21 protein-coding genes and 1 pseudogene are annotated in these 24,518 nt (G+C 45.8%); 13 read left to right on the plus strand and 9 right to left on the minus strand.

Features of this window, described 5'->3' with window-relative positions; genetic code table 11:
- The first annotated feature begins 390 nt into the window (after positions 1-390).
- The 4 genes from H735_RS13440 to H735_RS13455 all read left to right on the plus strand — a co-directional run bounded on the left by H735_RS13440 (position 391) and on the right by H735_RS13455 (position 5,443).
- Positions 391-1,794, plus strand: a complete 1,404-nt coding sequence (locus H735_RS13440; RefSeq protein ID WP_009706648.1) for an APC family permease — start codon at positions 391-393, stop codon at positions 1,792-1,794.
- Between the two features lie 15 nt (positions 1,795-1,809).
- The gene (gene aguA / locus H735_RS13445) at positions 1,810-2,901 is read left to right on the plus strand and encodes an agmatine deiminase (RefSeq protein ID WP_020194160.1); all 1,092 of its coding nucleotides are present in this window, start codon (positions 1,810-1,812) and stop codon (positions 2,899-2,901) included.
- Positions 2,902-2,976: 75 nt separating this feature from the next.
- Entirely contained in the window at positions 2,977-4,023 is a 1,047-nt protein-coding gene (argF, locus tag H735_RS13450) for an ornithine carbamoyltransferase (protein WP_009706650.1), read from the plus strand.
- A gap of 142 nt (positions 4,024-4,165) precedes the next feature.
- Complete coding sequence (locus H735_RS13455; RefSeq protein WP_020194159.1) at positions 4,166-5,443, plus strand: RidA family protein; 1,278 nt, start codon at positions 4,166-4,168, stop codon at positions 5,441-5,443.
- 759 nt (positions 5,444-6,202) lie between these two features.
- On the opposite strand, the gene H735_RS13460 is transcribed toward H735_RS13455, so the two are convergent.
- The gene (locus H735_RS13460) at positions 6,203-7,204 is read right to left on the minus strand and encodes an arginine deiminase-related protein (RefSeq protein ID WP_020194158.1); all 1,002 of its coding nucleotides are present in this window, start codon (positions 7,202-7,204) and stop codon (positions 6,203-6,205) included.
- Positions 7,205-7,609: 405 nt separating this feature from the next.
- Between H735_RS13460 and H735_RS13465 the strand changes: the two genes are divergently transcribed.
- Positions 7,610-9,448: an ABC transporter ATP-binding protein gene (locus tag H735_RS13465; protein ID WP_020194157.1), complete on the plus strand. Its 1,839-nt coding sequence runs from the start codon at positions 7,610-7,612 to the stop codon at positions 9,446-9,448.
- Between the two features lie 635 nt (positions 9,449-10,083).
- Positions 10,084-10,791: a DUF445 domain-containing protein gene (locus tag H735_RS13470; RefSeq protein ID WP_005435770.1), complete on the plus strand. Its 708-nt coding sequence runs from the start codon at positions 10,084-10,086 to the stop codon at positions 10,789-10,791.
- Between the two features lie 83 nt (positions 10,792-10,874).
- Here the strand turns inward: H735_RS13470 and H735_RS13475 are convergent, their stop codons facing one another.
- Complete coding sequence (locus tag H735_RS13475) at positions 10,875-11,351, minus strand: Lrp/AsnC family transcriptional regulator (protein WP_020194155.1); 477 nt, start codon at positions 11,349-11,351, stop codon at positions 10,875-10,877.
- Positions 11,352-11,673: 322 nt separating this feature from the next.
- Here H735_RS13475 and H735_RS31390 point away from each other — a divergent pair, with 322 nt between their 5' ends.
- Entirely contained in the window at positions 11,674-11,841 is a 168-nt protein-coding gene (locus H735_RS31390; RefSeq protein WP_009706656.1) for a hypothetical protein, read from the plus strand.
- Positions 11,842-11,848: 7 nt separating this feature from the next.
- On the opposite strand, the gene H735_RS13480 is transcribed toward H735_RS31390, so the two are convergent.
- On the minus strand, positions 11,849-12,097 hold the full coding sequence (locus H735_RS13480; protein ID WP_020194154.1) for a hypothetical protein: 249 nt from the start codon (positions 12,095-12,097) through the stop codon (positions 11,849-11,851).
- Between the two features lie 403 nt (positions 12,098-12,500).
- On the opposite strand from H735_RS13480, the gene H735_RS13485 reads away from it, so the two are divergent.
- Both H735_RS13485 and H735_RS13490 read left to right on the plus strand, forming a co-directional pair.
- Positions 12,501-13,106 carry a histidine phosphatase family protein gene (locus H735_RS13485; protein ID WP_009706657.1) on the plus strand — a complete coding sequence of 202 codons (606 nt, stop codon included), beginning with the start codon at positions 12,501-12,503 and terminating at the stop codon, positions 13,104-13,106.
- Between the two features lie 7 nt (positions 13,107-13,113).
- Positions 13,114-13,638: a GNAT family N-acetyltransferase gene (locus H735_RS13490; protein WP_020194153.1), complete on the plus strand. Its 525-nt coding sequence runs from the start codon at positions 13,114-13,116 to the stop codon at positions 13,636-13,638.
- A 41-nt stretch (positions 13,639-13,679) separates the two neighbouring features.
- Here the strand turns inward: H735_RS13490 and H735_RS13495 are convergent, their stop codons facing one another.
- The gene (locus H735_RS13495) at positions 13,680-13,919 is read right to left on the minus strand and encodes an RNA recognition motif domain-containing protein (protein ID WP_009706659.1); all 240 of its coding nucleotides are present in this window, start codon (positions 13,917-13,919) and stop codon (positions 13,680-13,682) included.
- A 148-nt stretch (positions 13,920-14,067) separates the two neighbouring features.
- Between H735_RS13495 and H735_RS13500 the strand changes: the two genes are divergently transcribed.
- Positions 14,068-14,598, plus strand: a complete 531-nt coding sequence (locus H735_RS13500) for a GNAT family N-acetyltransferase (protein ID WP_020194152.1) — start codon at positions 14,068-14,070, stop codon at positions 14,596-14,598.
- A gap of 108 nt (positions 14,599-14,706) precedes the next feature.
- On the opposite strand, the gene H735_RS13505 is transcribed toward H735_RS13500, so the two are convergent.
- From H735_RS13505 to putA, 4 genes are all read right to left on the minus strand, one after another.
- Positions 14,707-15,216 (minus strand): MerR family transcriptional regulator, encoded by a 510-nt coding sequence (locus H735_RS13505; protein WP_009706661.1) that lies wholly within the window; start codon positions 15,214-15,216, stop codon positions 14,707-14,709.
- Between the two features lie 186 nt (positions 15,217-15,402).
- Positions 15,403-16,896, minus strand: coding sequence for a sodium/proline symporter PutP (gene putP / locus H735_RS13510; protein WP_009706662.1), 1,494 nt, complete (start codon positions 16,894-16,896; stop codon positions 15,403-15,405).
- 137 nt (positions 16,897-17,033) lie between these two features.
- Positions 17,034-17,741 carry a 1-pyrroline-5-carboxylate dehydrogenase gene (locus H735_RS13515; protein ID WP_020194151.1) on the minus strand — a complete coding sequence of 236 codons (708 nt, stop codon included), beginning with the start codon at positions 17,739-17,741 and terminating at the stop codon, positions 17,034-17,036.
- 11 nt (positions 17,742-17,752) lie between these two features.
- The gene (putA, locus tag H735_RS13520) at positions 17,753-20,884 is read right to left on the minus strand and encodes a bifunctional proline dehydrogenase/L-glutamate gamma-semialdehyde dehydrogenase PutA (protein WP_020194150.1); all 3,132 of its coding nucleotides are present in this window, start codon (positions 20,882-20,884) and stop codon (positions 17,753-17,755) included.
- A gap of 490 nt (positions 20,885-21,374) precedes the next feature.
- Here putA and H735_RS31650 point away from each other — a divergent pair.
- Positions 21,375-22,045, plus strand: a pseudogene (locus H735_RS31650) (transposase zinc-binding domain-containing protein); the annotation flags it as partial.
- A gap of 1,171 nt (positions 22,046-23,216) precedes the next feature.
- Here the strand turns inward: H735_RS31650 and H735_RS13525 are convergent.
- Positions 23,217-23,423, minus strand: a complete 207-nt coding sequence (locus H735_RS13525) for a hypothetical protein (protein ID WP_020197802.1) — start codon at positions 23,421-23,423, stop codon at positions 23,217-23,219.
- Between the two features lie 154 nt (positions 23,424-23,577).
- On the opposite strand from H735_RS13525, the gene H735_RS31655 reads away from it, so the two are divergent.
- On the plus strand, positions 23,578-23,769 hold the full coding sequence (locus H735_RS31655) for a VirB3 family type IV secretion system protein (protein WP_020197801.1): 192 nt from the start codon (positions 23,578-23,580) through the stop codon (positions 23,767-23,769).
- Positions 23,770-23,808: 39 nt separating this feature from the next.
- Positions 23,809-24,324 (plus strand): hypothetical protein, encoded by a 516-nt coding sequence (locus tag H735_RS13535; protein WP_155399398.1) that lies wholly within the window; start codon positions 23,809-23,811, stop codon positions 24,322-24,324.
- Positions 24,325-24,518 lie beyond the last annotated feature (194 nt).

Below are 24,518 nucleotides of genomic sequence, written 5' to 3' on the forward strand. Positions count from 1 at the left end.
TCCAAATAAGTGACGTCAGAATAGACTCAATTCACTGTATTGAATTCACAGCAAAAGATTGGAGATAAAAATCACAATTCGATTCCTGTCCATATTTTGGCTTAAAAAACCTTATTGATATCACGAACTCATTATTATTAGTACACTGAAACTCGATATGTGATCTCGTATATATTTTTGTGCTTAGCTAAGTAAGAAAAATCTGAATTTCATAAATTGATCAAGAACAAGTATTTCGATAATTACGTTTTTTTCCTCTAAAAATGCCTAACTTCTTTTAATTTCCAGCGCAATTAACCTCTCCAAAGCCGATATTAAATTCGCATCAAGGTTCGTTACATAAATTTCACTTTTAATAATTGCCATATTCGGTAGTTAAGGAGCGAAACAATGAGCAACGAAACTCAAGGAAAAATGGGGGTCATGAGTATTGCACTATTTACGTTATGTGCAGTACTGGTGGTCGACACACTCACGGCATCCGCCAGTATCGGGGTCAGCTCAATCGGGTGGTGGGTCGTAATGCTGATCTTTTTTGTCATTCCCTATGGATTCATCACCTCGGAATTAAGCACGACCTACCCTGGTGACGGCGGTATTTATGATTGGGTAAAGGAGGCGTTCAATTTTAAATGGGCAGTTCGTACCACTTGGTTCTATTGGATCAACGTCGGTCTCTGGATGCCTGCGGTATACATCATGTTCGCAGGTATGTTCGCCGAGCTGTTTATGCCCGACCTTTCATTGTGGGGACAAATTGCGATTTGTATTGCGCTCACATGGCTTACCGTTTGGATCTGTAACGTCTCAGCAGACATTGGGGTTTGGGTCACCAACATCGGTGCAATTCTAAAAATCTTGGTGATCGGCACATTGGGCGTAGGCGGCTTTATCTATGCGATGAAACACGGCGTGGCGAATGAATTCACGCTTGCAGCAATGGTTCCTACGCTTGATTCAGCAGTGGCATTTCTTCCTGCCATTGTATTCAACCTAATGGGATTCGAATTGGTTGCAACCATGACCAAAGAGATGAAAGACGTGCGCGATATGCCAAAAGCCGTATTCCTTTCTATTGGTATCACTGCATTCCTCTACATCTTCGGCACCATTGGCATTCTGATGGCATTACCTGTTGAGAGCATCGGCTTGGTTGCAGGCTTAATCGATACCTTCAAAACTCTGTTTGGTGATGGTCCGCTTGGCAATGCCATGGTGTATTTCTTTGGTGTCTGCGCTCTATTAACGCTCATCGGCAACATGGTGAGTTGGACAATGGGCGCGAGCCGTGCCGCCGCAGAAGCAGCACAAGAGGGCGAACTACCAGCCGCTGTTGCAAAGGTATCGGACAAAGGCTCTCCAGTAGGTGCAAACAATATCACTGGCACGGTTTCTACCGTGGTGATCTTGTCATACGCCCTATTCGCTCAAGGTAATGACGACTTGTTTTGGTCCATCTTCGCCTTTTCAAGCTGCATTTTCTTATTGCCTTATCTGTTCATGTTCCCTGCTTATCTCAAGCTGCGCTTAGTAGATGGTGAGCGCGAACGCCCATTTAAAGTCCCTGGAGGCATGGGGTTGCAGTTTGTGATGTCCATTGTGTGCTTCTTCGTGATTTTACAAGCGGTAGTGCTCTTCATCTTCCCGGAAGCACTTGACCTAACCGTCGCCGATTGGAACTACACCGCTCCGGTATTAATCGGCGTCATCACCACGATCTTAATTGGCGAGTGGATCTTACTCGGTGCCTTGAAACGCAAAAATCAACAAATGGAACAAAAAGCTGAGGCTTAGTTCAGGAGATAGACAATGAAAAAGCTATTAGAAACCACACCAAAGCAAGACGGGTTCAGAATGCCTGGTGAGCACGAACCTCAGAGTGAAATTTGGATGGCTTGGCCAGAGCGCACGGATAACTGGCGTAACGGTGCGAAGCCTGCGCAAAAAGTGTTTGCCGACGTAGCCAAGCAAATCAACAAAACCACACCTGTCACCATGTTGGTAAGCGCTGAGCAATATGACAATGCGGTATCTCGCTTACCTGATGATATTCGCGTTTTAGAAGTGTCGACCGATGACTCTTGGATGCGCGATATCGGCGCAAGCTATGTCGTAAATGACAACGGTGAGCGTCGCGGTGTCGACTGGGAGTTTAATGCTTGGGGTGGGTTTGTGGATGGTCTGTATTGGCCATGGAAACGCGATGATCAAGTGGCTCAAAAAATGTGTGAAATTACCGCTGATGCACGTTACAGAGCGCCAATAATCCTTGAAGGTGGCTCAATTCACATCGATGGCGAAGGCACCTTGTACACCACAGAAGAATGCTTACTGGATGAGAGCCGTAACCCAGATCTAAGCAAGGAAGAGCTGAGCAAAATTCTCCGTGAGCACCTTAATGTGGAGAAAATAGTTTGGTTGCCTCGTGGCTTATACAACGACGAAACCAATGGCCACGTCGATAACATTCTCCACATCGTCAAACCCGGTGAAGTGGTTTTGACTTGGTGTGATGACCCAAATGACCCGCAGTACGAAATCAGTCGCGAAGCCTACGACTGCCTCACAAATCAAAGAGACGCGAAAGACCGAAAAATCAAAGTCCATAAGCTGCCAATGCCAGGTCCTTTGTATATGGCAAAAGAGGAAGCGGCAGGGATTGATATTGCCGAAGGGATGGAGCGTGAAGCCGGTGAGCGTCTAGCCGCCTCGTACGCAAACTATCTCATCACGAACAACCAGATTGTTCTACCTCTACTCGATAAGCGATACGACGCAGAGGTGATTGCGCTCTTAGAGGAGCTCTACCCAGGCTATGAAGTAAACGGTGTTCCTGCTCGTGAGATTTTGCTCGGTGGCGGCAATATCCACTGTATTACTCAACAAGTACCTCAAGTTTAAATCCATACGAATCCAACGACTCAAAATAAAAGGGGTGAGCTTAGGTAAGCCCCAAATGAAAATAGGAATATGATTATGAAATTACCTTCTTCAAGTGCAACTGACCTACACAAAGCCAACATTGAGCATATGGTGTCTATGAAAGATTTCTCAGTCCGAGAAATGGACAACATGATGGAATTGATGAGCTACCTAAAACAGGCGCGTAAAGACAATGCAGTCCCACAGCTGTTCAAAGGAAAGTCAGTCGGGATGATTTTCGAAGCCGGCTCGACTCGCACACGCGTTTCATTTGAAGTTGCCGCAACGCTACTTGGTGGTCACGCTTTGTTCCTATCGCCAAAAGACATCCACCTTGGCGGCAAAGAATCGATTGATGATACCTCACGTGTTTTGTCACGCATGTGTGATGTGATCATGGCTCGCACTAACAGTCCTGAAACGCTAGATGGTTTGTTAAACATGTCTACCGTACCGGTCATCAACGGCCTAGATACCCGTTTCCATCCAACACAAATGCTGGCTGACTTATTTACTATTCGTGAGCACATCACTGATGGTCGCCAGCTTAATGAACTGACTTTGGCATTCATGGGTGACGCTACCGATGTATGTCGTTCATTGATGCTAACTTGTGCGAAATACGGCATGGGCTTTAAACAAATTGGGCCGGTTAAATACCACATGGAACCAGAATGGGTTGAGCTTGCCGAATCGTTCTGCAAAGAGTCTGGCGGTCATATTGAGATCACCGATGATGTAGAGCGAATCAGCGATTGTGATGTGGTCTACGGCGATAGCTTCTACTGGGTTACTCAAATGGATGAGAAAGAAGAGCGCTTAGCTGCCTTCATGCCTGATTATGTGATCACGGAAGAGCTAATGGCAAAAGCAAAGCCAGGTGCAATGCTTCTGCACTGCTTACCTGCAAACGACAAAGAGGAAGTCACTCGCGGTGCGCTAGAAAGTGAATACTCTGTGGCATTCGACGAAGCAGAAAACCGCCTTACGGCGCAAATGGCCATCTTGGTTTACTTCACCCATAAAGATGCCATCACGCCAAGCGAAGAAACCATCAAGCGTCACGAAGACAAAATCCTGACCTTCCTCAGCACCCTATAACGATCCCATTCACTAACTAACGTTTTATTCGGCACACATAGCCAGACTTGCCTCTGTTTCGCGTGGTTAGTCTGGCTATCTTTTGCCTGGAGGAACACACCCACAGCGTTCCGACAGCAGCCAGAATTGGAGAACATTCGAAATGCACGGCGAAATCATCAAAGTCTCTAGAAATACAGAAAATGCACCAATCAACGACGGCTCAACTCAATCGGTGGCTTTCTCCCATTACAACAATATCTCAGCGCAACTGCCGATTGACCCAGAAAGCCAAAAGTTAGTGGAAGGGGGCATCAAAGAGCAAACTAAGCAATGCTTAAGTAATATTAGATCAATCGTGGATAGCATCGAGCACAGCTTAAATGACGTCGTTAAAATCACGATTTATCTTAAATCTATGATCGATCTGGATGCTGTCGATGAAGTTTATAAACAATACTTCATCAGCCACCTTCCAACTCGAAGTGTAATTGCCGTTGCCGCACTGCCTTTAGAAGGCGCTTTAGTTCAAATCGACGCGCTGATTTCGAACGGCGAAGGAACACACCCTCAAGAACCTTGCGAGCTGATCAAGCTGGTAAGAAACACAGCAAAAGCCCCAGCCAGTTTGTTGTCGAGCCAAAGTGTTGCGTTCTCACATTACAACCACATTTCAGCCCAACTGCCGATCGAACCAGAAACAGGCAATATTGCTGAAGGCGGGATCAAAGCGCAAACTCGACAATGTTTGAAAAACATCAAGAGCATACTGAATAGTATTGATGTCCCTTTTGATGACATTGTTAAACTCAATATCCATCTGAGAAGTCTCGACGACGCCTTTGCTGTCAATCAAGTCTACAGCACATTTTTTCCAGACTCAGCGATAGCAAGAAGCGTTGCCTACGTGCCCGCTCGTACTGTCATCAAAGCTGAGGGGTTACCAATGGACGCCTTAGTGCAAATAGACGCGACGGTTTCTCATGGGGACGGAACGCCACCACAAGCCGTTGAAGATCGACATGGGATTGTGATTCGCGCCCACAACACAGAGGCGGCACCAATCAGCAAGTTCTCAACTCAAACTGTCGCTTTCTCGCATTACAATAACGTTTCTGCACAACTGCCAATCCATCCGTCAAGTGGCGAAGTTATTACCAACGACATAGGCGAGCAAACCATGCAATGCCTCGACAACATCAAAGCCATCATCAAAAGCGTGCACCATGTAATGGACGACATCGTGAAGCTGAATATTCAGCTCAAAGATATCAGTGACTTGCAAGTTGTCGAGGATATTTTAGCAAGCTACTTTGATAAAGAACTTCCATCGCGCACGATCATCGGTGTATCAGAAATCTTTATGGACGCTTCTATCCAAATAGACGCTATCGTTTCTAATGGTGAAGGCTCATTTCCAAAAGAAGAGCTTAGCTACTGAGCCCATAAAATTATCGAGAAAAAAGGTCAGCTCTACAGCTGACCTTGTTTTTATCTGTGTTCTTCTTGCCAAACATATTGCCAAAACCCAAGACTTCAAAGCTCACCTATAAACAGCCAAAATACTCCAACAATTTTGCGCGAAATGAAGACAAATATCTTTGTGATGTGCCTTCTAAAAGAAGCTGCAAAATTATGGCGTGATACAGCAAAGCATCAAGTATAAAACGACGCTTTGAATCGCCCCTTTTCTTTTGAAATCAGACTTCTAATGAAAATGTGAGAAGGCTCCTCACTCCACCTTCTGTCAGAGCTTTGTCAAGACAGAGTACACACTCTTATCCTCACACAAAACCTTCACATCACGGTCATAATCTAGGGTCTAAAATTACCCTTGAACTCGTGTCTACGGACGAAATTTTCAATCGTTAGTTGTGGGAGGTTGCTATGGAAAAGTACTGTCCAATATGTCAAACAGAGTTAATCGATAGAAGTCACTATCTTATCTGTCCTAGAAACAATATTGGCGAATGCGCGTATGATGGCTACGAGGATCACCACAACCATTGCTGTCATGAAGTGGGCGAAAACACCCATGAGAAAGAATTGGTCGCTTTAGATTAAACAAACCTAACAGTGACGAAGCATAAAAATGCCACTCTATGTTGAGTGGCATTTTTAATGGTCTTCACCCGCGACATCAATAAAAAAGCACCACATCTTTCAACATGGTGCTTTTTGGGGGAAATTCAGAGTCGGTTTATAGCACTGCTTTGCGACTTGGTAGGAAGACTTCACCGAGCATGCAACGTACTGAGCCACCACCGATCGATTCGATGGTAGAAACGTCGAATGGCAGCAATTTACCGTGTGTTGCTAATTGATTTCTTTGTGCTGGAGAGAACGCATCATAAGCCGATTGAGACATAGCAATGACCTTATCGCCACGTATCGTTTCCAGCTGAAGGATGTTGCCGCAGAACTGGTTCATCTGCTCAAGAGAAATCGAGATCACCTGCTTATCTTTCGCTAATGATTTAAGCACAAAGCGACGCTCAAACTCAGGGATCACTTCATCACATATCACGCAGAACTGCTCACCTACTGCCATCATCACGTTAGTGTGGTAAATCGGCGCGCCAGAAGGCAAACGGGTTTGGAAAGAAATCACGCGATCGTAACCAATGCGCTTGGCATAATCTTCTAACACCAGACGATCACAACGCTGTGAAAGCGCGGCATAAACGGTTTTGTTGAAGTGGTCGAATACCATCACGCCTGTGCTTTCTAGGTAGGCTTCTTCATCCAGATATTCAGTCAGTGAGTCTTGTTGATGCACTTCACGACCCGCTTTTGCTAATGCAGAAACCAGCGCATCTGGGCGAACTTCATGTTGACGGTTTTCACACGCCATCGGGAAGGTATACAAAGTGCCTTCTGGAGTGGTGCTAAACCAGTTATTCGGGAACACCGCATCTGGCGTGGCAATGTCTGATTGAGGGTAATCAAACTCGACGACTTGCACGCCTTCTTTACGCAATGTTTCAACCATCGCGGAAAATTCAGCCATGGTGTTACGTGAGACTTCTTCTTGAGTCATAGAAACTTGGTGTTGAAACTCGTTATCTTGCGCGGTTTCTTCGTTAAAACGAAACTCTTTCGGCGGCACCATCACAACGCAATTTGCGGTATGACGCAGAGCACTTTGCGTGCTTTCTTCTTTTCCATGTGCATTCTGAGGCACTGATTCGTGTAATAGCATCCAAACATTCCTTTTCACTAGAATGATGAGATTGTAAATTTATTGTTAACTTCGGTTTTGCTGTTTTTAATAATAAATTCATCAGCCAAAGGTAAATATTTCTGACAAAAACTCTTTTTACCCGACTTTTTATTGTCACCGTGCCGATTTACGGTTTTGTGGCGTGTGAATGACAATCTCAAGAACAATGCACTAGTGAATTCTTTATAACCAACTAGTTACATTTAAAATGCAATCGGTTAGACTATTTTTTCGCCTCTCTCACGTACGTAATTTGTCTGCTTTTCTGGCTAGCAGACCTCAATATGTCTTATCACCACGTTCAGTGTTTCGACCTCGTCCAAGGTAGAAAGAATTGATGAATTCACTCTCTGACGTGGCATTGTTTTAACTTTAGGATGAGTTATGTTTAAACGATTTGAAGGCTTTACTGAGCCGTTCCCCAAATCACAGCCTGACCAACCCCCAACTGGGATTTACGCTTTCTTACGCCATTACACGCGTGGCTTTGAGAAACCGCTGATCATCATGTCGATCATGTCGACGATTGTGGCAATCGTAGAAGTGTCTCTGTTTGGTGCCATGGGTCAGTTGGTTGATTGGCTATCCACCAGCAATCCAGAAACCTTTTTGCAAGACAACAAAGCGGACCTTATCTTCTACGGCTCTTTATTGCTGGTTGTCATGCCAATTTTGGTGGTGGTTTACTCGCTGCTGATTCACCAAACTTTACTGGGTAACTACCCGATGTCGGTACGTTGGCTTGCACACCGTTACTTGCTTAATCAAAGTCTGAACTTCTATCAGGACGATTTTGCAGGACGTGTCGCCACCAAGGTGATGCAAACCTCTTTGGCGGTGCGAGAAACCGTCATGAAGACGATGGATGTGTTTGTTTATGTCTTGGTTTACTTCACCAGTATTATCGTGATGCTGGCGGCGGCTGACTGGCGCTTAATGATCCCAATGTTGGTTTGGCTAATGGCGTATATCGCGATTCAGATCCACTTTGTTCCGAAACTAAAGGCCGTGGCTACTGAGCAAGCCGATGCACGTTCTACAATGACTGGGCGCATTGTCGACAGCTATACCAACATTCAAACCGTGAAGTTGTTCTCGCACAGTAAACGAGAAACCGAGTACGCCGAAGAAGGCATGAAAGGCTTCTTGAATACCGTATATCGCCAAATGCGCTTGGTGACCGGCTTCGACGTAGCGGTAGAGATCTCCAACTATCTATTGGTGTTCTCAGTGGCTGCGCTGTCGATTTATTTGTGGCTGGATAGCGCGATCAGCGTTGGTGCCATTGCGATTGCTGTCAGCTTAGCTTTGCGTATCAACGGCATGTCGATGTGGATCATGTGGGAAGTCGGTGCCCTATTTGAAAACTTGGGTACCGTCGTAGATGGCATGAAGACGCTATCTAAACCTATCGACATCAAAGACAAAGCCGATGCGAAAGATCTGCAAGTTTCTCAAGGCGGCATCCACTTCGATAACGTGAGCTTCCATTATGGTGAGAAAAAGGGCGTGATAAACAACCTCGACCTTAATATCAAACCGGGTGAGAAAGTGGGCTTAGTTGGACGATCTGGCGCAGGTAAATCCACCTTAGTGAACTTGTTATTGCGCTTCCACGATGTAGAGGAAGGTTGCATCAAGATTGATGGGCAGGAAATCTCTAGCGTCACGCAAGACTCGCTGCGCTCGAATATTGGTATGGTGACGCAAGATACGTCTTTGCTACACCGCTCAATCCGCGACAATATCTTGTATGGCAACCCAGATGCGACTGAAGAAGACCTGATTAAAGCGACTAAGCAAGCGCACGCACACGAGTTTATCGAAACCTTAACCGACCCGTTCGGCAACGCGGGTTACGACGCACAAGTGGGTGAGCGCGGTGTGAAGCTGTCTGGTGGTCAACGCCAGCGTATTGCGATTTCACGCGTACTGCTAAAAGACGCACCTTTGCTGGTACTTGATGAAGCGACTTCAGCACTGGATTCAGAAGTTGAAGCCGCCATTCAGGAAAGCTTGAACGAGCTGATGCAAGGCAAAACCGTTATCGCCATCGCGCACCGTTTGTCGACCATTGCGCAAATGGATCGCTTGATTGTGCTTGATAAAGGCAACATCGTCGAACAAGGCACACACAAAGAGCTTATTGCCAACAACGGCATTTACGCTCAGCTATGGGCGCACCAGACTGGTGGCTTCCTTGGGGAAGAGTTGGAGAGTTAATGCTCTTTAGATAGCTGTAAATCACCAAACAAAAACGGCGCACCAAGCGCCGTTTTTTATTCAATTTTGCTATATCCATCCGTTTTCTTCAGAAACCAACCCGACACAATACGTGATCATGATCACTTAAAGTCTCAACTATGAAACAACTTTGTGGATGCAAATCACACTTTTTCTGCTAGTATAGCGCCCCGTTGCGTATTCGTTAGCAGTGGACACAACGCAGAGTATCTCGCTGGATTCATTTGTAATTTCACTTTTTGAGAAACAGCTATACTCAATTGATGGCTTAGTTATTAATCTAATAATAAGGTAATTAGCTTATGTGTAAATGTGGTTCAATGCAGATCGTACAAGTAAAACAAAGTTGGGCGGATAAATTATTCGGCTACTCAGAGCGCTGGAAATGCCAACTTTGCCGTAAGGTCTTCCGCTTCTAAAAGCACAATAAAAAATAATCTTAGAGTTTCTAAGAAAAAGCAGTGGCCCGACAATGATTGTCGGGTTTTGTTTTTTCGCCCCTGCTCTATCTCGCCCACATGAATCCTATTGTTCTCAACCTAGCATCTAGCTGTCGGTTGGGTATAAAATCATGCCCACTTATTACTTCATCAACTCATACATAATCGGTCACTATGAACAAAAGTTTGCTGACTAATATCCTCGCGATCGCCATGATGGGCGCGGGATATCACATTCAAAATGATTACCTGTGGTACGCGGGTCTGTTCGCTTTTTCTGGCGCGATCACCAACTGGCTAGCGATTCACATGCTGTTTGAAAAAGTACCCGGCTTATATGGCTCTGGCGTCATTCCAGCGCGCTTCGAAGAGTTCAAGCTGGCAATCAAAAACCTGATGATGGAGCAGTTCTTTACTGAAGCAAACATCGATCGTTTCTTAAACAAAGAAATGGCAGGTGGTGTGAACATCAATCTTGAACCCGTGATTGAGAAAGTCGACCTAAACCCAGCGTTTGACTCATTGGTTGAAGTCATCGAAGGATCTCAGTTTGGTGGCATGCTAGCGATGTTTGGCGGAGCAGAAGCGCTGCAACCTATGCGCCAACCATTCGTAGAGAAGATGCAAGAATCCATTATCGATCTGAGTAAGAGCGACAGCATCAAAGAAGCGCTAAAAGAGCAGATGGAATCGCCAGCAATGATGGATGAAATCAAGCAGAACATCGAAAGCATCATCGATCAGCGCCTTAGCGAACTGACACCAGCTTTGGTGAAAGAAATCGTACAGAAGATGATTAAAGAACATCTTGGCTGGCTCGTAGTTTGGGGTGGCGTATTTGGTGGCCTGATCGGCGTATTGACCACTTTCGTCAGCGCTTAATTGATACAAGCTACGTTCGAGAATTGAAAAGGAGCCTCCATGGCTCCTTTTTTGTGTCTGTCATGTGAACCCAAGCGTAGGTATTAACCAAGCAGCTCTGGATTGACACCAAATCCAGTCTTGTGTTCTTCGATGACCACTTCACTACGAGTTTGTATCACGCCAGGCAACGTCCCAAGCTTACTCGACATAAACTCTTGGTAAGCCTTCATGTTCTTCACTCGCACTTTGATCATGGTATCGAAGTCACCCGACAGCGAGTAGCACTCTTCAATTTCAGGCATCAACTCGACCGCTTTAGCAAATTTCTCGAAAATCGAGAAGCTGGTTTGATCAAGGCGAATATGAATAAAGACCTGCACATCTAACCCAAGCTTTTCGGCATTGAGCTCTGCGTGATAGCCATTGATGAAGCCTTCTTTTTCCAACCGTTTTACACGTTCAGAGCATGGTGATGTGGTTAAGTTAACCTGCTTCGCCAATTCCACCACTGGAATTCGACCTCGAGAATGCAACACTCTCAAAATCTGTAAATCAATTCTGTCTAGTTGATAACCCATTCACCACATCCTTGTAACAACTCAGGAATCACCAGATTAATAGTTACTATTCAGTTTGCAAATAGTGAAATGAGCAACGTGTGAAACTCGCAGGCATTTAACGTTTGCCCTGAACAAAAAGTCGTCAAATATTCTAAAAATGAAAACATTCATGCGTCTAATTTATAAATAGGTCAAACAATATAGGTAACTTTATTAATAAGATAATTTTGTTAACGAAAAAATGGAATGATGAACTTTGAATAGAAAAACATGAGCTTTTAAAAAAAGAAATGAGCCAAATGGTAAGGCAATAATAGGCAAAAATAATGAGGAGAAAGCAATGTTAACCCTACAACTCGCGTACAAGCCATTTGGTGTTGGTGAATGGACGTACACGACCGTTTCACACGAAGTGGCAAAATCTCTGGCGTCTGAATATGCCTCTTACGGCTGGCCAGTTATGATCGATGGAATGCCATTTGCAGCAGAGAAAGAACTGGCTGCTTAAACGTCGATTACATGATTGCTGATGTCTGTCGCGCTGGATGTTGAACCACTTCACCGATAGCGCGATGGTTACAGCAACGACAGTAGTACTGCGGTTCCATTTCGTAGTAATGCTCACCTGATACAAACTTTGCCATCAACTGAGTAAAACTCACGACTTTGCCAGTTAGCGTAGCGATATGCTCTGGTTCACAACGCTTCATGATCACTTTATGCTGCGTTGTTCTTTTGCAAACTGAGCAATAAATATTAGGCATTTCCTTTCTCCCTGATTTCCTGTGCTACTGACAATTGACATATTTTGTTCAAAATAATTCCACAATAAAAAAGCCCCTTTGTTTTTTTGTGTCCCACATCCAAAAAATGACACCCAAGGACTCAAAAACTGAGACCTTGGTCAGACCTCAATTTTTCAACCAAATTATGAAAAATAGCACCTATGTATGTAATACTACGAGACATCATACATAACTGATTGTACGTACTTATTTTTTACATTCGGTATTGCCCATATTGCTCTGCTTGCCTGCGAGAGAAGACGGATTTATCTCTCCAAAACGGCTTCAATTTACAGTGTGAATTGTGTGCAAAATAAGCAGTGGAGCTGGCTCCCTCTTCGTACAGAACATGCCGTTCCAAAGAGATAAACAAGGAAGTAAGATGATTCATATTACCTTCGTCCGCCATGGACGTTCACTTGCAGATGATTTACGCGTTCATGAAGGACGATTCGACAGTCCGCTCACCGAAATTGGGATTCAACAAGCCGAAAATCGCGCGAAACAGTTTGCCGAAGAAGGGCGAAAGTACGATGCGATTTTAAGTAGCTCAATGCAGCGTGCACGTCATGTTGGTGAGATATTTTCTACACACCTAAATGTCCCTATGACCACGCATGATGAATTAATGGAGCGTGATAACGGCCCGTTGCAAGGGTTACCTTTTAGCGAATCTCAACACAAATACCCTATGGCTGATTTCGTCAACCCGTACCAACCTTGCGTCGTCTCTGCCAATGAAGGGGAAAGCGGTGTTGAGCTTTACGCCCGAGCAAGCCTTGCCCTTCAATCTATCATCAGACGTGGCAGTGGCCGCTACTTGGTGGTTTCCCACGGACGCTTCCTCAGCACGATGTTTAATGTGATTTGTGGCAACCAACCAAGAGCCAACGAAACTGGAGTCCGATTTGCGTTCGATGATTTGGGCTACTTCGACACAACTTACCGACCTGATCTCGATGTGTGGGTCATTCAATCTGTAAGGTGATTCCGTTATGCCAACACAACCAAAACTCTTTACTGAGCGACTCATTCTGCGCTCTTTCCAGCATGAAGATAGCGAACGCGTCGCTTTACTCACGGGTGAAAAAATCATCGCAGATATGACCGCGAACATTCCGCATCCTTATGAGCTGCCTATGGCGAAAACATGGATTGACGGACATGCACCAATGTACAAAGAGCGCAGAGGTGTCGTCTACGCTATTACCTTGCGTGAGTCAGGAGAGTTATTAGGCGCCGTGAGCATACCGAGAGTTGAGGATGGCTATGGCACTTTAGGTTATTGGCTCGGCGTCCCATACTGGGGGAAGGGTTACGCCTTTGAAGCTACGAGCGCCCTCATCGAGTTCGCACGTATCGACTTTGAGTTAGCCGGAGTTAAGGTACGGCACTTAGTAGAAAACCACCGTTCCAAATCGGTGATAAACAAACTCAATGTACCTTATATCGAAAACACTTGGGTTGGCCCTAAAGGGGCAGAGCGTGAAGTTTGTGTTTATCAAAAAACGTTCGTTTGAAGGGACAAAAAAGCCAGCGATGATGCTGGCTTTTCTCTATCTTAGTCTTGAGCGACTTTCACGCGAATCTTGCTTTTCGCTACGCTGGTCAAGTTCAGCGCTTCCAGTGCAGCAATCGCCTCTGCTTCATCTGGCATGATCACAAAGCCGAAGCCTTTCGATAAACCGGTTTCTTGATCAAGAACCAGAGTACAAAGTTCTACTTTGCCGTGCGCTGAAAATAGTTTGCGCATCTCTTGCTCGGTTGTTTCACGAGCCAAGTTTCTTACTAAAAGTTTCATAATGAACCTAGTTGGTTTAATAACCGTACGATTCTCTCAGGTTCTTCCAAGCAAACCAAGCGAATAATATTGTACGAACGACTAGATCATTCTAAGTACATCTGATTAAATGATTTTTCGTTCATTTTTCACCCAAAGGAGAGCCGATATGGAAACGAAACGTCTTAAGCTAATCCCCGCTTGTTTGGAACGTGCAGAGGAAGTACATCAAGTCGTGGTACGTTGCCAGAAGACGCTCGAAACGTACCTTCCTTGGGTGCCACATGTGCTCACACTAGAAGCCATGATTGAGGGAACAGAAAAAGCCATCGCCAACTTTGAAAACTTCGAAGAGGAATTGCGTTACTTCATTATCGAAAAGGAAAGCGATCGCTTAATTGGTGCCGTTGGCTTGATGATTAGAGACCAAGAAGTACCAGCATTTGAGATTGGCTACTGGTTAGATGATATCGCTGTTGGTAACGGCTACATTTCCGAGGCGGTGTTAGAATTAGAGCGCTACGCGTTTGAAGATCTTGGTGCGAGGCGCATTGCTATTACGGCAGATTCAACCAACCTAAAAAGCCGCGCCGTGGCAGAGCGTTGTGGTTATGATTTTGAAGGTGAGTTGAGACACGATCGCCTATCTACCTCAGGGGAATTGAGTAACACTGTGGTTTACTCAAAAATCCGTCACTAGGCAGTTTATGATTAAACTTTTTTATTAAATATAGCGCCACAAAAAATAAGCCTCACGAAGAGGCTTATTTTTATTTAACCGGTTTTTAATACGCTGTTTAGGCGCTAATTATAGAGCACGAATGCGCACAATTTCGTCTTGCTCAATACCCAAAGATTCAAGGAATTTTTGGTGCTCAGCAGGCTCCATCTCTTCAAATTTCTGATGCCATGTCACCATGTCGTTTTCAGAGAAACCCGCAGCTTGCATGATTTGTACCCAACGTTCTTTAGTCACAATATTATCCTCTATCAGTTGTGGTTCTTGTAATAGCACCACGATCGCTTTTTGCTGCGCTCGTAGGTTTTGAATCTCACGTTCGAGTTCATTGAAATGGTCTTTCAAGATCTCCGCTTGAGATTTGCCTTTCTGTGCCAACAAAGTGCGTATGCTGGAAATCGGTAACCCATAAGAACGATAAGACGAGATCGTTTTTAAACGCTGCATCTCTTTTTCTCCATACCAGCGATAACCGTTTTCTGAACGATGTGCAGGCGCTAGCAAGCCTTCACGTTCATAGTAAAGAATCGTAGTACGAGAGAGTCCACACTCTCTGGCCAGTTGGGTTACGGTTAGCATAGTGGCTCGTTTTGTCGGTACAGACATAGCATCAGCCCTACACTGATAGACGGGTCAACACGTTTTTTACTATACCTCAGAAATTCTCTAATTGAGGTATTACAGGTCATTCAAATCACCATCAACCATAGAGTAAGCACAAAAAAGCCCGCGATGAACGCGGGCTTTGTTTTTAATTGAGAGGAATTAGTCTAGTTCAACCAACTTCTTCTCGTATTCTTTGTGTTGCTCAAGCACTTCTTCTGCTGCACCACCAGTCATTTTGCTCACTACCACGATAGCGATAGTAGAGAAGATGATGCCCGGTACGATTTCGTACACATCGAACCAACCGCCTGTTAGCTGTTTCCAAACCACGATAGTCACACCACCGATTAGGATACCTGCTAGTGCGCCGTTACGGTTCATGCCGCTCCAGTAAAGGCTAAGTACAACTGCTGGACCAAACGCAGCGCCAAAGCCAGCCCAAGCGTAAGATACAAGACCTAGAACAGAGCTGTCTGGCGTCATTGCTAGGAATAGCGCGATAAGAGAAATCACGATAACGCCTACACGACCAATCATTACCACTTCTTCAGACGTTGCATCTGGCTTAATCACTTGCTTGTAGAAGTCTTCTGCAAGAGCTGATGAAGATACTAGAAGCTGTGAATCCGCAGTACTCATTACCGCCGCTAGGATTGCCGCCAATAGGATACCTGCAATCACTGGGTGGAATACTGTGTTCACCAATAGCATGAAGATTTTCTCACCGTCATCTAGCTGTGTACCAGGGTGACCTGTTACCCACACTAGACCAACAAGACCAACTAGCATTGCACCTGCCATAGAAAGGGCAGTCCAACCCACAGCGATACGACGCGCTGTTGTTAGGTCTTTGTTTGAACGAGAAGCTTTAAAACGCGCTAGGATGTGCGGCTGACCAAAGTAACCTAGACCCCATGCTACCAAAGAAATGATCGCGATAGCCGATAGAGGCTCACCTTTCACGTCGCTCCATAGCGTTAGTAACTCTGGGTTAATGTTGTGCATGTCCGTCGCTAGTTGACCTAGGCCACCGTCCATTACTGCAACAGGTACAATCATAAGTGCTGCCGCCATCAATAGGCCTTGCACCAAGTCCGTCCAAGATACCGCTAAGAAACCACCGAATAGCGTGTACGAAACCACACACACTGTGCCAATGATAACGGCAATGCTGTAATCCAAGCCGAATACGGTCTCAAACAGTTTACCCCCTGCTACCAAGCCTGAGCTGGTGTAGAAAAGGAAGAATAGAAGAATGAAGAACGCAGAGATTGTCTGAATCAGTTTCGACTTATCGTTAAAGCGACGCGACAGGAACTCAGGCAGCGTTAGCGCATCAGTTTGGATGCTGTACGTACGTAGGCGTTTTGCACTGATTAACCAGTTTAGCCATGTACCCACAAGCAGACCACCTGCTAGCCAGAACGCTTCAATACCTGCTGCATACGCATACCCCGGAAGACCAAGTAGCAACCAGCCACTCATGTCTGATGCACCTGCAGATAGTGCCGCTGGCCATGGACCAAGGCTACGACCACCTAGGAAGTAGTCTGATGAATTGGAAGTCCTCTTATACGCGTAAACGCCAATGGCAACCATAATTAGTAAGTACGCCACAAAAGTGGTCGTGATAGCAAAGCTATTTTCTATCATTTGATAGTCCTCGTTATAATTATTTCCTTCCTTGCCCGCTTTGATATTTTGCCATCGCAGCAATACATCAAAGTAAGAGATACCAACCCGAGTAAGCTCTCAGGCTCTTTTGATTCAGATTGGTATCACAAGTCAGGTTAGTGGGAGTCGCTTCCCAACTCGAGTAGAGTCGCGTTACCGCCCACTGCTGTAATATTTATCGTTCGAGTACGCTCGGTAATGAAGCGCAACGACAGATGAGGATCATGAGTCAATGTCGGTGACTCTAAATCCGTTTCAGAAACTAAGCCGACGATGGCACCGTCACGCTTAGCCAGTTGCAGGTTAAGCGCATGCTCAACCTGTGAATGCCCAACATAACCCACACTACGTACGTCGCTGTCTAACAACGGGGAAGACGCATCGTACGCAACCACTTGGACTAAGTTAGATGGGAAGTTTGCTGACGCTACAGCCTGCTTAACCAATTGGGTAAGCTCTGTATTGTCACTGCAAATCACCACACTGTTGCCTGCAATCAGAGCACAGGTGATCATTGCAAATGTGCTGTACAGAGCGTTCTCGGTATTTGCTAGGTTGTTTTCACAAACGACCAAAGCCACACCGCGACCCGCTGCGTACAGCTCGTTAGTTTCACCCGTAGGGCCCACTAACTGATGAGTTTCTGCCAGCAGAGCAGACGCTTGCTGCAAGTGGTAAGACACCACTTTGCCAGCCACGCTATGCTGCTCTTCAATCGCAGATTTAAATGCCAGTAAATGCTCGCATTTGTAATCAAAATCGGTCAGATTCCACTGCTCCCACGCAGAGAATGCATCTTTAAAAAACGTGATCTGATGAACCATAATGCGACTCCTTACGCCTTCTCTGCTTGAACAAGATGTTGTTTAGTAAAGCGGTATAGGTAGTGAGGACCACCAGCCTTCGGACCTGTACCCGACAAACCTTGACCACCGAATGGCTGAACGCCAACCACCGCGCCAACCTGATCACGGTTGATGTAGCAGTTACCCACACGAGCGTGTTTTTCAATCCAACGGTAAGTGGTTTCGTTACGGCTGTGGATGCCCATTGTGAGACCAAAACCAGTTTGGTTAATTTGCTCAACCACGTTTGGCAACTCAGACGCTTTAAAGCGAACAATGTGTAAGATGGGACCGAATTGCTCTTCTTTCAGAACATCAATGCCCGAGATTTCGAATGCACTTGGCGACACAAAATCACCGTGCTGACACGCTTCATCCAATTGCAATTGAGCAACTTTGGTTTGCGTGCTTGTCATGTGCTCTAGGTGAGCAAGGAGTTTATTTTTCGCATTGCTGTCGATAACCGGACCCACATCCGTTTTGTGCAGGTAAGGAATACCAACATGCAGTTCATTCATCGCACCTTGGATAAGGTTGATGATGCGATCTGCAACGTCTTCTTGAACGAACAGAACGCGCAGAGCAGAACAACGTTGACCTGCAGAAGCGAAAGCGGAACGAATCACGTCACGCACAACTTGTTCTGGTAGTGCCGTACTATCCACAATCATGGCGTTCTGACCGCCAGTTTCAGCGATAAACGGTACTGGCTTCGCGCTACGCTCGGCAAGCGTCACATTGATGCGCTGCGCTGTTGCTGTCGAACCAGTAAATGCCACGCCTGCAATCGCATCGTGAGACGTTAATGCATGACCAATTTCACCACCACGACCCGGCAATAGCTGAATCACACCAGCAGGGAAGCCGGCTTCTAACATCAATTCGATCGCTCGCGCCGCAATTAAGCTAGTTTGTTCAGCAGGCTTAGCGACGACGGTGTTACCTGCAACTAATGCGGCTGTGACTTGACCAAGGAAAATCGCGAGTGGGAAGTTCCATGGGCTGATACAAACGAATACACCTAACCCTTCACGGCTAGACATGCGTTTCACGCCATCAAAGCCTTCTAGCTCAAACGGCTGAAGATTTTGCGCTTGTTTCGCGTAGTAACGACAGAAGTCGACCGCTTCACGCACTTCATCAATGCTGTCATGAATCGTCTTGCCCGCTTCTTGGTGACAAATCGCCACCAGCTCAGCCAAGTTTTCTTCCATCAGATCCGCAAGCTTATCTAGGCACGCCGCTTTTTGTTCAATCGCGGTGCCTTTCCACTCTGGGAATGCAGCATCAGCCGCTTCGATCGCAGCGGAAACATGATCAAGGCTTGCGAAAGCCACCTGACCCACTTCAATACGACGATCGTAAGGTGCAGTAATGATCTCTGCGGAGTTTTCCTTGATCATGCTTTCGGCATGTTTCACGCCGTTGATGATCGGACCCGCAGTCCACTTCTGATTCAGGAAGCTTTCAACCTGCCCTTCAAACGGCTTCGCTTCGCTATCGATATCAACGTTCACACCGTACGAGTTTTTACGCTCCGGGAAGATGCCGGTTGGCATTGGAATTTGACCGTTGTGCAAGGTCTCAAACGAGGTCAACACATCAACAGGGTGATGCGTCAGCTCTGAAATTGGACAACGTGCATCGACCAAACGGTGCACAAACGAGCTGTTCGCGCCGTTTTCTAGTAAGCGACGAACCAAGTAAGGCAGTAGATCCGCATGGCTACCGACTGGCGCGTAAATACGTACTGGCTGACCGTAAGTGTCCATTACATGGTTATAAAGCGAATCGCCCATACCATGCAGACGTTGGAATTCGTAATCTTTGTGCTCTGCCATTACAGCAATCGCCGTAACAGTGTGTGCGTTGTGACTAGCAAACTGCGGGAAGATATTACCGCGCACGCCTTCACTTAGTAGGAAGCGCGCACACGCTAGGTAAGCAACATCCGTCGCTTCTTTGCGCGTGTAAACAGGGTAGTTCTCGTAACCCGCTTGTTGCGACCACTTGATTTCGCTGTCCCAGTACGCGCCTTTTACTAGGCGAAGCGGGATCAGATCACCCTGCTCTTTTGCCAGACCGTTTAGCCATACCAATACTGGCAGTGCACGTTTCGAGTAGGCTTGAACTACTAGACCAAACTTGCCCCAACCTTTCACTAGGTCGCTGCGGTACAGTTTTTCAAACAGTTTGAGTGACAACTCAAGACGGTCCGCTTCTTCTGCGTCAATCGTGATGGCAACATCCACTTCGATAGCGCGTTTAAGCAGTTGTGTTAAGGTGTCATAAAGCTCTGTCACCACGCGTTCTTCATTCGCCACTTCGTAACGTGGGTGAAGTGCAGACAGCTTGATAGAAACAGAAGGAGCAGGGCTTGTGTCACTGCCGTACGTTTCACGACCAACGGCTTCAATCGCCATTAGGTAGTCTTTGAAGTATTTACTTGCGTCTGCCGTGGTCAGCGCCGCTTCACCCAACATATCAAATGAGTAAGTGAAACCTTTGTCGCGCATTGGGCGACCGTTCTTCTGCGCTTCTTCAATCGTACGACCACGTACAAACTGATGACCCATGATCTTCATTGCCTGATACATGGCTTTACGAATCACAGGTTCTGAGAATTTGTTTACCAGACGGTTTACAGCCTGACCTGGGCTCTGGGTTTCTTGCTCACCAAGACCAATCACTTTACCCGTTAGCATTAAGCCCCAAGTTGAAGCGTTTACGAACACGGAATCAGAACTCTTAAGGTGAGATTTCCAATCCGCAACGCTTAACTTATCTTTAATCAGCGCATCCGCCGTTGCTGAATCAGGAATACGCATCAATGCTTCTGCAAGACACATCAGCAAGATACCTTCTTGGGTATCAAGGCTGTATTCCAGCAATAGCGCATCAATCATCTGAATTGACTTCTTATCCGCACGGATAGCTTCGATAAGCTGGGTTGTTTGGGTCGTGATTGCCGATTTTTCTTCCGCTGTCGGCGTCGCTAGTGGCAATAATTGCTCTAGCCATTGAGACTCGTCCACCATGTACAATGGCGAGATCAGTGACCATAACTTATCAAGCGGCTGCTCGATAAATTCTGGTGTTAACACGTTCGTTGCAGTAAACATGCGTTTTCCTCAATCTCTCTCCTCGAAAACCGCTTCGAGGATCATCAATGGCTGGCAGTGTATTTTGAGGGCGAGAAGAATACTTGTCAAAAACTCCGAGCTTTTTGCTAAAAACTCGCTTTTATAACACAACATCTACATAATCACATGCAAATAGATAATATATTGTGTTGTAAAAATTCATCTTTGCATGTCATTTACAACAAAAGTAGACAGGTTTTCGACAGATTTTGTTTGAATAAGAAGGATTTAGATTGCGCTTTTGTGAGAAACGGACAAAAACGCTGAAAACTTTCGGAGAATTACGCAAAAAAATTTGATTTTCCTGTGCAAAGTGCAAGCACAAAAAAACCGCGACTCATGCGCGGCTCTTTCCAAATAAGCAACTGAATGAACAAGCGGCGGCATAGCCGCCTGAGCGAGCTCAGCTCGAAAGCAAAGAGACTTAACCTTCACAGTGTGCTAACAATTCTGCATTACCCTACTGGTCATGCACTCACGATCACTCAGACAATTTTTCTCTCGGAATGGCACCTGGGCCATTTGTCTCAGTAAACACATCTCTGAAATCAGAGATGTTGTTGTCGATAGCCTCACCCGAATGATGGCTTGTGATTCAGGGATCATGGCTCTATAAATACAGGAACTCCGGCTGTACCTACACCAAATAGCTGTAAGTCTCGTGCTTGTAGCAGTTGTGGCGTCAAATCCACCGAAAGGTGGATACACCAACAACAGCATGTGTTGCCTGACTGTGAATGGCAACACATCACCTTCACCATACCGAGCACTCTCTGGCCTATCTTTCGTCATGCTTGCTGGTTACTTAATCGATTATTCAAATGCGCGGCCGACATTTTAACGACTCCAGCAACACGGAGAGGAATTTGCCAACAAACAGAGCTATAGAAGCCAATTTATTTCAAAGCCAAAGTAACAGAAGCGTGTTGACGAACTGCGCTCACGCAGCTCTTAAGGGCGCATTACTTAGAGCTTGATTTAAACCATGACGATTGCCCGTTCATACGTCATGAAAAAGATTGGTTCGCCTTTCTGCGTAGCCAATATCACCGTCGTTGGAAACGGCATTTTTGTAAGAAAACGAACCAATCGCATAAGACGATCAATTACCTAGGTCGCTATTTGAAACGGCCTCCTATTTTTTTTTTGGGGGGGGGGAGGCCATTTCAGCAGAAAGTCCAGACTTAGCTCTGAGGCTATACCCTGTAAGGTCTAGCGAAATTATGATTCCTAATATCAACGATACTGTTGAGTGTTTTTTTGCACAAAAACCGTTATGACTTTGGAGTGCACTTCAAGATCACGGCCGTTATTAAATCTAAAAACATCATATATCATTACTATTTTTCACTCTCGCCAGTGTCATGACTTAAATGGCGATAGCTATGTCTACTTTGATTCGCAAATCCATAGGTATGAACTAATTATTCTGCTGAAGCTAATTTACTGTAACGCCTTTATAGATAAGGGCTGAAGCAGCCACATTGGACTTATCGCTGAAATGGGCGCAAAACCCTTAATTTGAACAGATATACTCATGGCAACATTCCCGAAACATCACCCATCCAACTAAAACACACCACCACTACAAAACAATCACAACCAATTGAATTACCTTGCACCTTAAACTCCCATTTCGCCATTTTTTATTTACACTTAGCGACGGTGTAACCTTTATTTTCATGAGTCGCTGTGCGACGAATAGAATACCAGAATGCCCTCACGTAGTGAGTAAGAAGCGTCCTATCCGAGTACTCAGAAGCTCTTTGGGTTCACAGTGGTTCCGGTACGAAAGTTGTCCTTCGTCTTGCTAGAATGCGCGAGCATAGCGAATAAGACTTTCTGGAGGTGAAGGTTATGCGAAAGTCTCTTGTCGAATGACAAAAGAAAGATTCAGCGAGCCTGATAAACTGACGCCGCTTCGCTCTGTCTGCTTCAAGCCGAATGAAATATGTTCGTTCGCTTAGGCTCTCTCCTTATATTCCCTCCAGCTCGAACCTTGATTGATCGTTAATACTGTTCTTGTGTACGGATATGTCTGTCAAAAGCCCTTCTCGTAGATCCAATGTGCACTGAACGTGATGACTTTTGATGGGAGGTACTAATGAGCGGAGCGATGATCTTTTATTAAATATTTATCTAGATACAAAGTCTAAGTACGAAGTTTTCATAAGCACTGCATGTTAACCAGGGGCATTCTTAGGGTAAATCTTTGCTCTATTTTCTTGCACTACCTTTTAAGTGGACAAATAAAAATTCGCATGTTCTATAGAAGTGTGAAATCCTCCGCTTGCGCGGATACGCTCAATATTTAGTGAGGTAAAAAGGCTGGGGTAGGGCTGAACGCTTGAAAAATGGAAGCGGTAGCATTAGCATAGCCATCAAGCTTCTTACCATCGTAGATCTCTTGGACTTTCTTAGCAATGTCTCGGAATGACAACCACTTGAAACGCAGCCCTTTGCTTTCCTGACGCTTGCGAATCGCCAAGATAAGCTCAACGATATTAGGGTAACGCACTAGAAAAAACGCTCTGTGAGCTGCTTGTAAGCTGGAGCACAGCGAACCGCACCTTCTTCTTCATCGACGTTCGCAATGCAGATATGATGAGTTGCAGTTTACGCCGATTCATCCGTTCAATCGCGCCAATTTATTCATGGGCGCGGGATGTCTTGTGTTGGTGGTTCTGCAAAACATTTACACCACGGTTATCGATGTGGTGATGTTGCTCATTACAAGGCTCATGGCCAAAAACGACGCGCAGTTACGTCCGGTGTATCGCCGTTACGCGAAGTTTCAGCGTTATTACCCCGCCGCTGGCGTCAAGTATCTACACAAACCGTCTCACTCTCTTCGCGCTCGCTAACCCGAGCGCTTTTTTTGCTTCTATGAATAGGGTTTTACTATGTTATCCCTTAAATCGTACCGCGACACGGCCAAGAGACTCCCCGATTTACTCAATTGGGCAGCCTTAGTCGATAATGGCGTTATGCTCGGTAAGGATGGCTCCTTTACCGCAGGGTGGCGCTTTACAGGCATGGACGTGGACACTGCCACCAATTTAGAGCGCAACGCCATGACCGCTCGTCTCAACCAAACGTTGTCTTCTCTGGGTTCTGGCTACATGCTCCATGTGGACACCATCTGCGAAATTGCCGACTCCTACCCCGACGTTGAGTCTTCGGCATTTCCACACCCCGTGATGCAAATGATGGACGACTCAAGACGGCTGTTCTTTGAGTCGCAAGGCAACAAGTTTGCGACCCGCTCTGTGTCGTTTATCACTTGGCGCCCAACCGCCAAGCGTTTATTTAAAGTCACCGATTTGCTTTTTGACCACGGCGACACCAAGCACGTGAGCTTAGCGCAGCGTAACCTCACATTATTTAAAGAGCGCATGTCCGAGCCGAAAAAAGTTTAGCCAATGTGTTCGCGACAGCCAACCGTTTGATGAGCTGTTGTCGTATTTACGCTATTCCTTGACCGGACAATGGCATCCCGTGTCGGCGGTTTGTACTCCGTTGCCACTGGGCAGCTTATTAGGCAGCATCCAGTGTTGTCCTGGCTTTCAGCCGAAAATTGGAGAGCAGTACACGAGCGTTATCAGTATTGATG

It is taken from the genome of Vibrio owensii CAIM 1854 = LMG 25443 (genome assembly GCF_000817815.1).
GTDB lineage: Bacteria > Pseudomonadota > Gammaproteobacteria > Enterobacterales > Vibrionaceae > Vibrio > Vibrio owensii.

Excerpts from the sequence above, each read along its gene's own strand:
- H735_RS13440 (WP_009706648.1), top strand. The coding sequence starts at position 391 with ATGAGCAACGAAACTCAAGGAAAAATGGGGGTCATGAGTATTGCACTA.
- H735_RS13460 (WP_020194158.1), bottom strand. The coding sequence starts at position 7,204 with ATGCTATTACACGAATCAGTGCCTCAGAATGCACATGGAAAAGAAGAA.
- H735_RS13465 (WP_020194157.1), top strand. The coding sequence starts at position 7,610 with ATGTTTAAACGATTTGAAGGCTTTACTGAGCCGTTCCCCAAATCACAG.
- H735_RS13505 (WP_009706661.1), bottom strand. The coding sequence starts at position 15,216 with ATGCTAACCGTAACCCAACTGGCCAGAGAGTGTGGACTCTCTCGTACT.
- argF (WP_009706650.1), top strand. The coding sequence starts at position 2,977 with ATGAAATTACCTTCTTCAAGTGCAACTGACCTACACAAAGCCAACATT.
- H735_RS13500 (WP_020194152.1), top strand. The coding sequence starts at position 14,068 with ATGGAAACGAAACGTCTTAAGCTAATCCCCGCTTGTTTGGAACGTGCA.
- H735_RS13490 (WP_020194153.1), top strand. The coding sequence starts at position 13,114 with ATGCCAACACAACCAAAACTCTTTACTGAGCGACTCATTCTGCGCTCT.
- H735_RS13470 (WP_005435770.1), top strand. The coding sequence starts at position 10,084 with ATGAACAAAAGTTTGCTGACTAATATCCTCGCGATCGCCATGATGGGC.
- H735_RS13495 (WP_009706659.1), bottom strand. The coding sequence starts at position 13,919 with ATGAAACTTTTAGTAAGAAACTTGGCTCGTGAAACAACCGAGCAAGAG.
- H735_RS13455 (WP_020194159.1), top strand. The coding sequence starts at position 4,166 with ATGCACGGCGAAATCATCAAAGTCTCTAGAAATACAGAAAATGCACCA.
- H735_RS13535 (WP_155399398.1), top strand. The coding sequence starts at position 23,809 with ATGTTATCCCTTAAATCGTACCGCGACACGGCCAAGAGACTCCCCGAT.
- H735_RS31390 (WP_009706656.1), top strand. The coding sequence starts at position 11,674 with ATGTTAACCCTACAACTCGCGTACAAGCCATTTGGTGTTGGTGAATGG.
- H735_RS13485 (WP_009706657.1), top strand. The coding sequence starts at position 12,501 with ATGATTCATATTACCTTCGTCCGCCATGGACGTTCACTTGCAGATGAT.
- H735_RS13480 (WP_020194154.1), bottom strand. The coding sequence starts at position 12,097 with ATGCCTAATATTTATTGCTCAGTTTGCAAAAGAACAACGCAGCATAAA.
- putA (WP_020194150.1), bottom strand. The coding sequence starts at position 20,884 with ATGTTTACTGCAACGAACGTGTTAACACCAGAATTTATCGAGCAGCCG.
- H735_RS13515 (WP_020194151.1), bottom strand. The coding sequence starts at position 17,741 with ATGGTTCATCAGATCACGTTTTTTAAAGATGCATTCTCTGCGTGGGAG.
- putP (WP_009706662.1), bottom strand. The coding sequence starts at position 16,896 with ATGATAGAAAATAGCTTTGCTATCACGACCACTTTTGTGGCGTACTTA.
- aguA (WP_020194160.1), top strand. The coding sequence starts at position 1,810 with ATGAAAAAGCTATTAGAAACCACACCAAAGCAAGACGGGTTCAGAATG.
- H735_RS13475 (WP_020194155.1), bottom strand. The coding sequence starts at position 11,351 with ATGGGTTATCAACTAGACAGAATTGATTTACAGATTTTGAGAGTGTTG.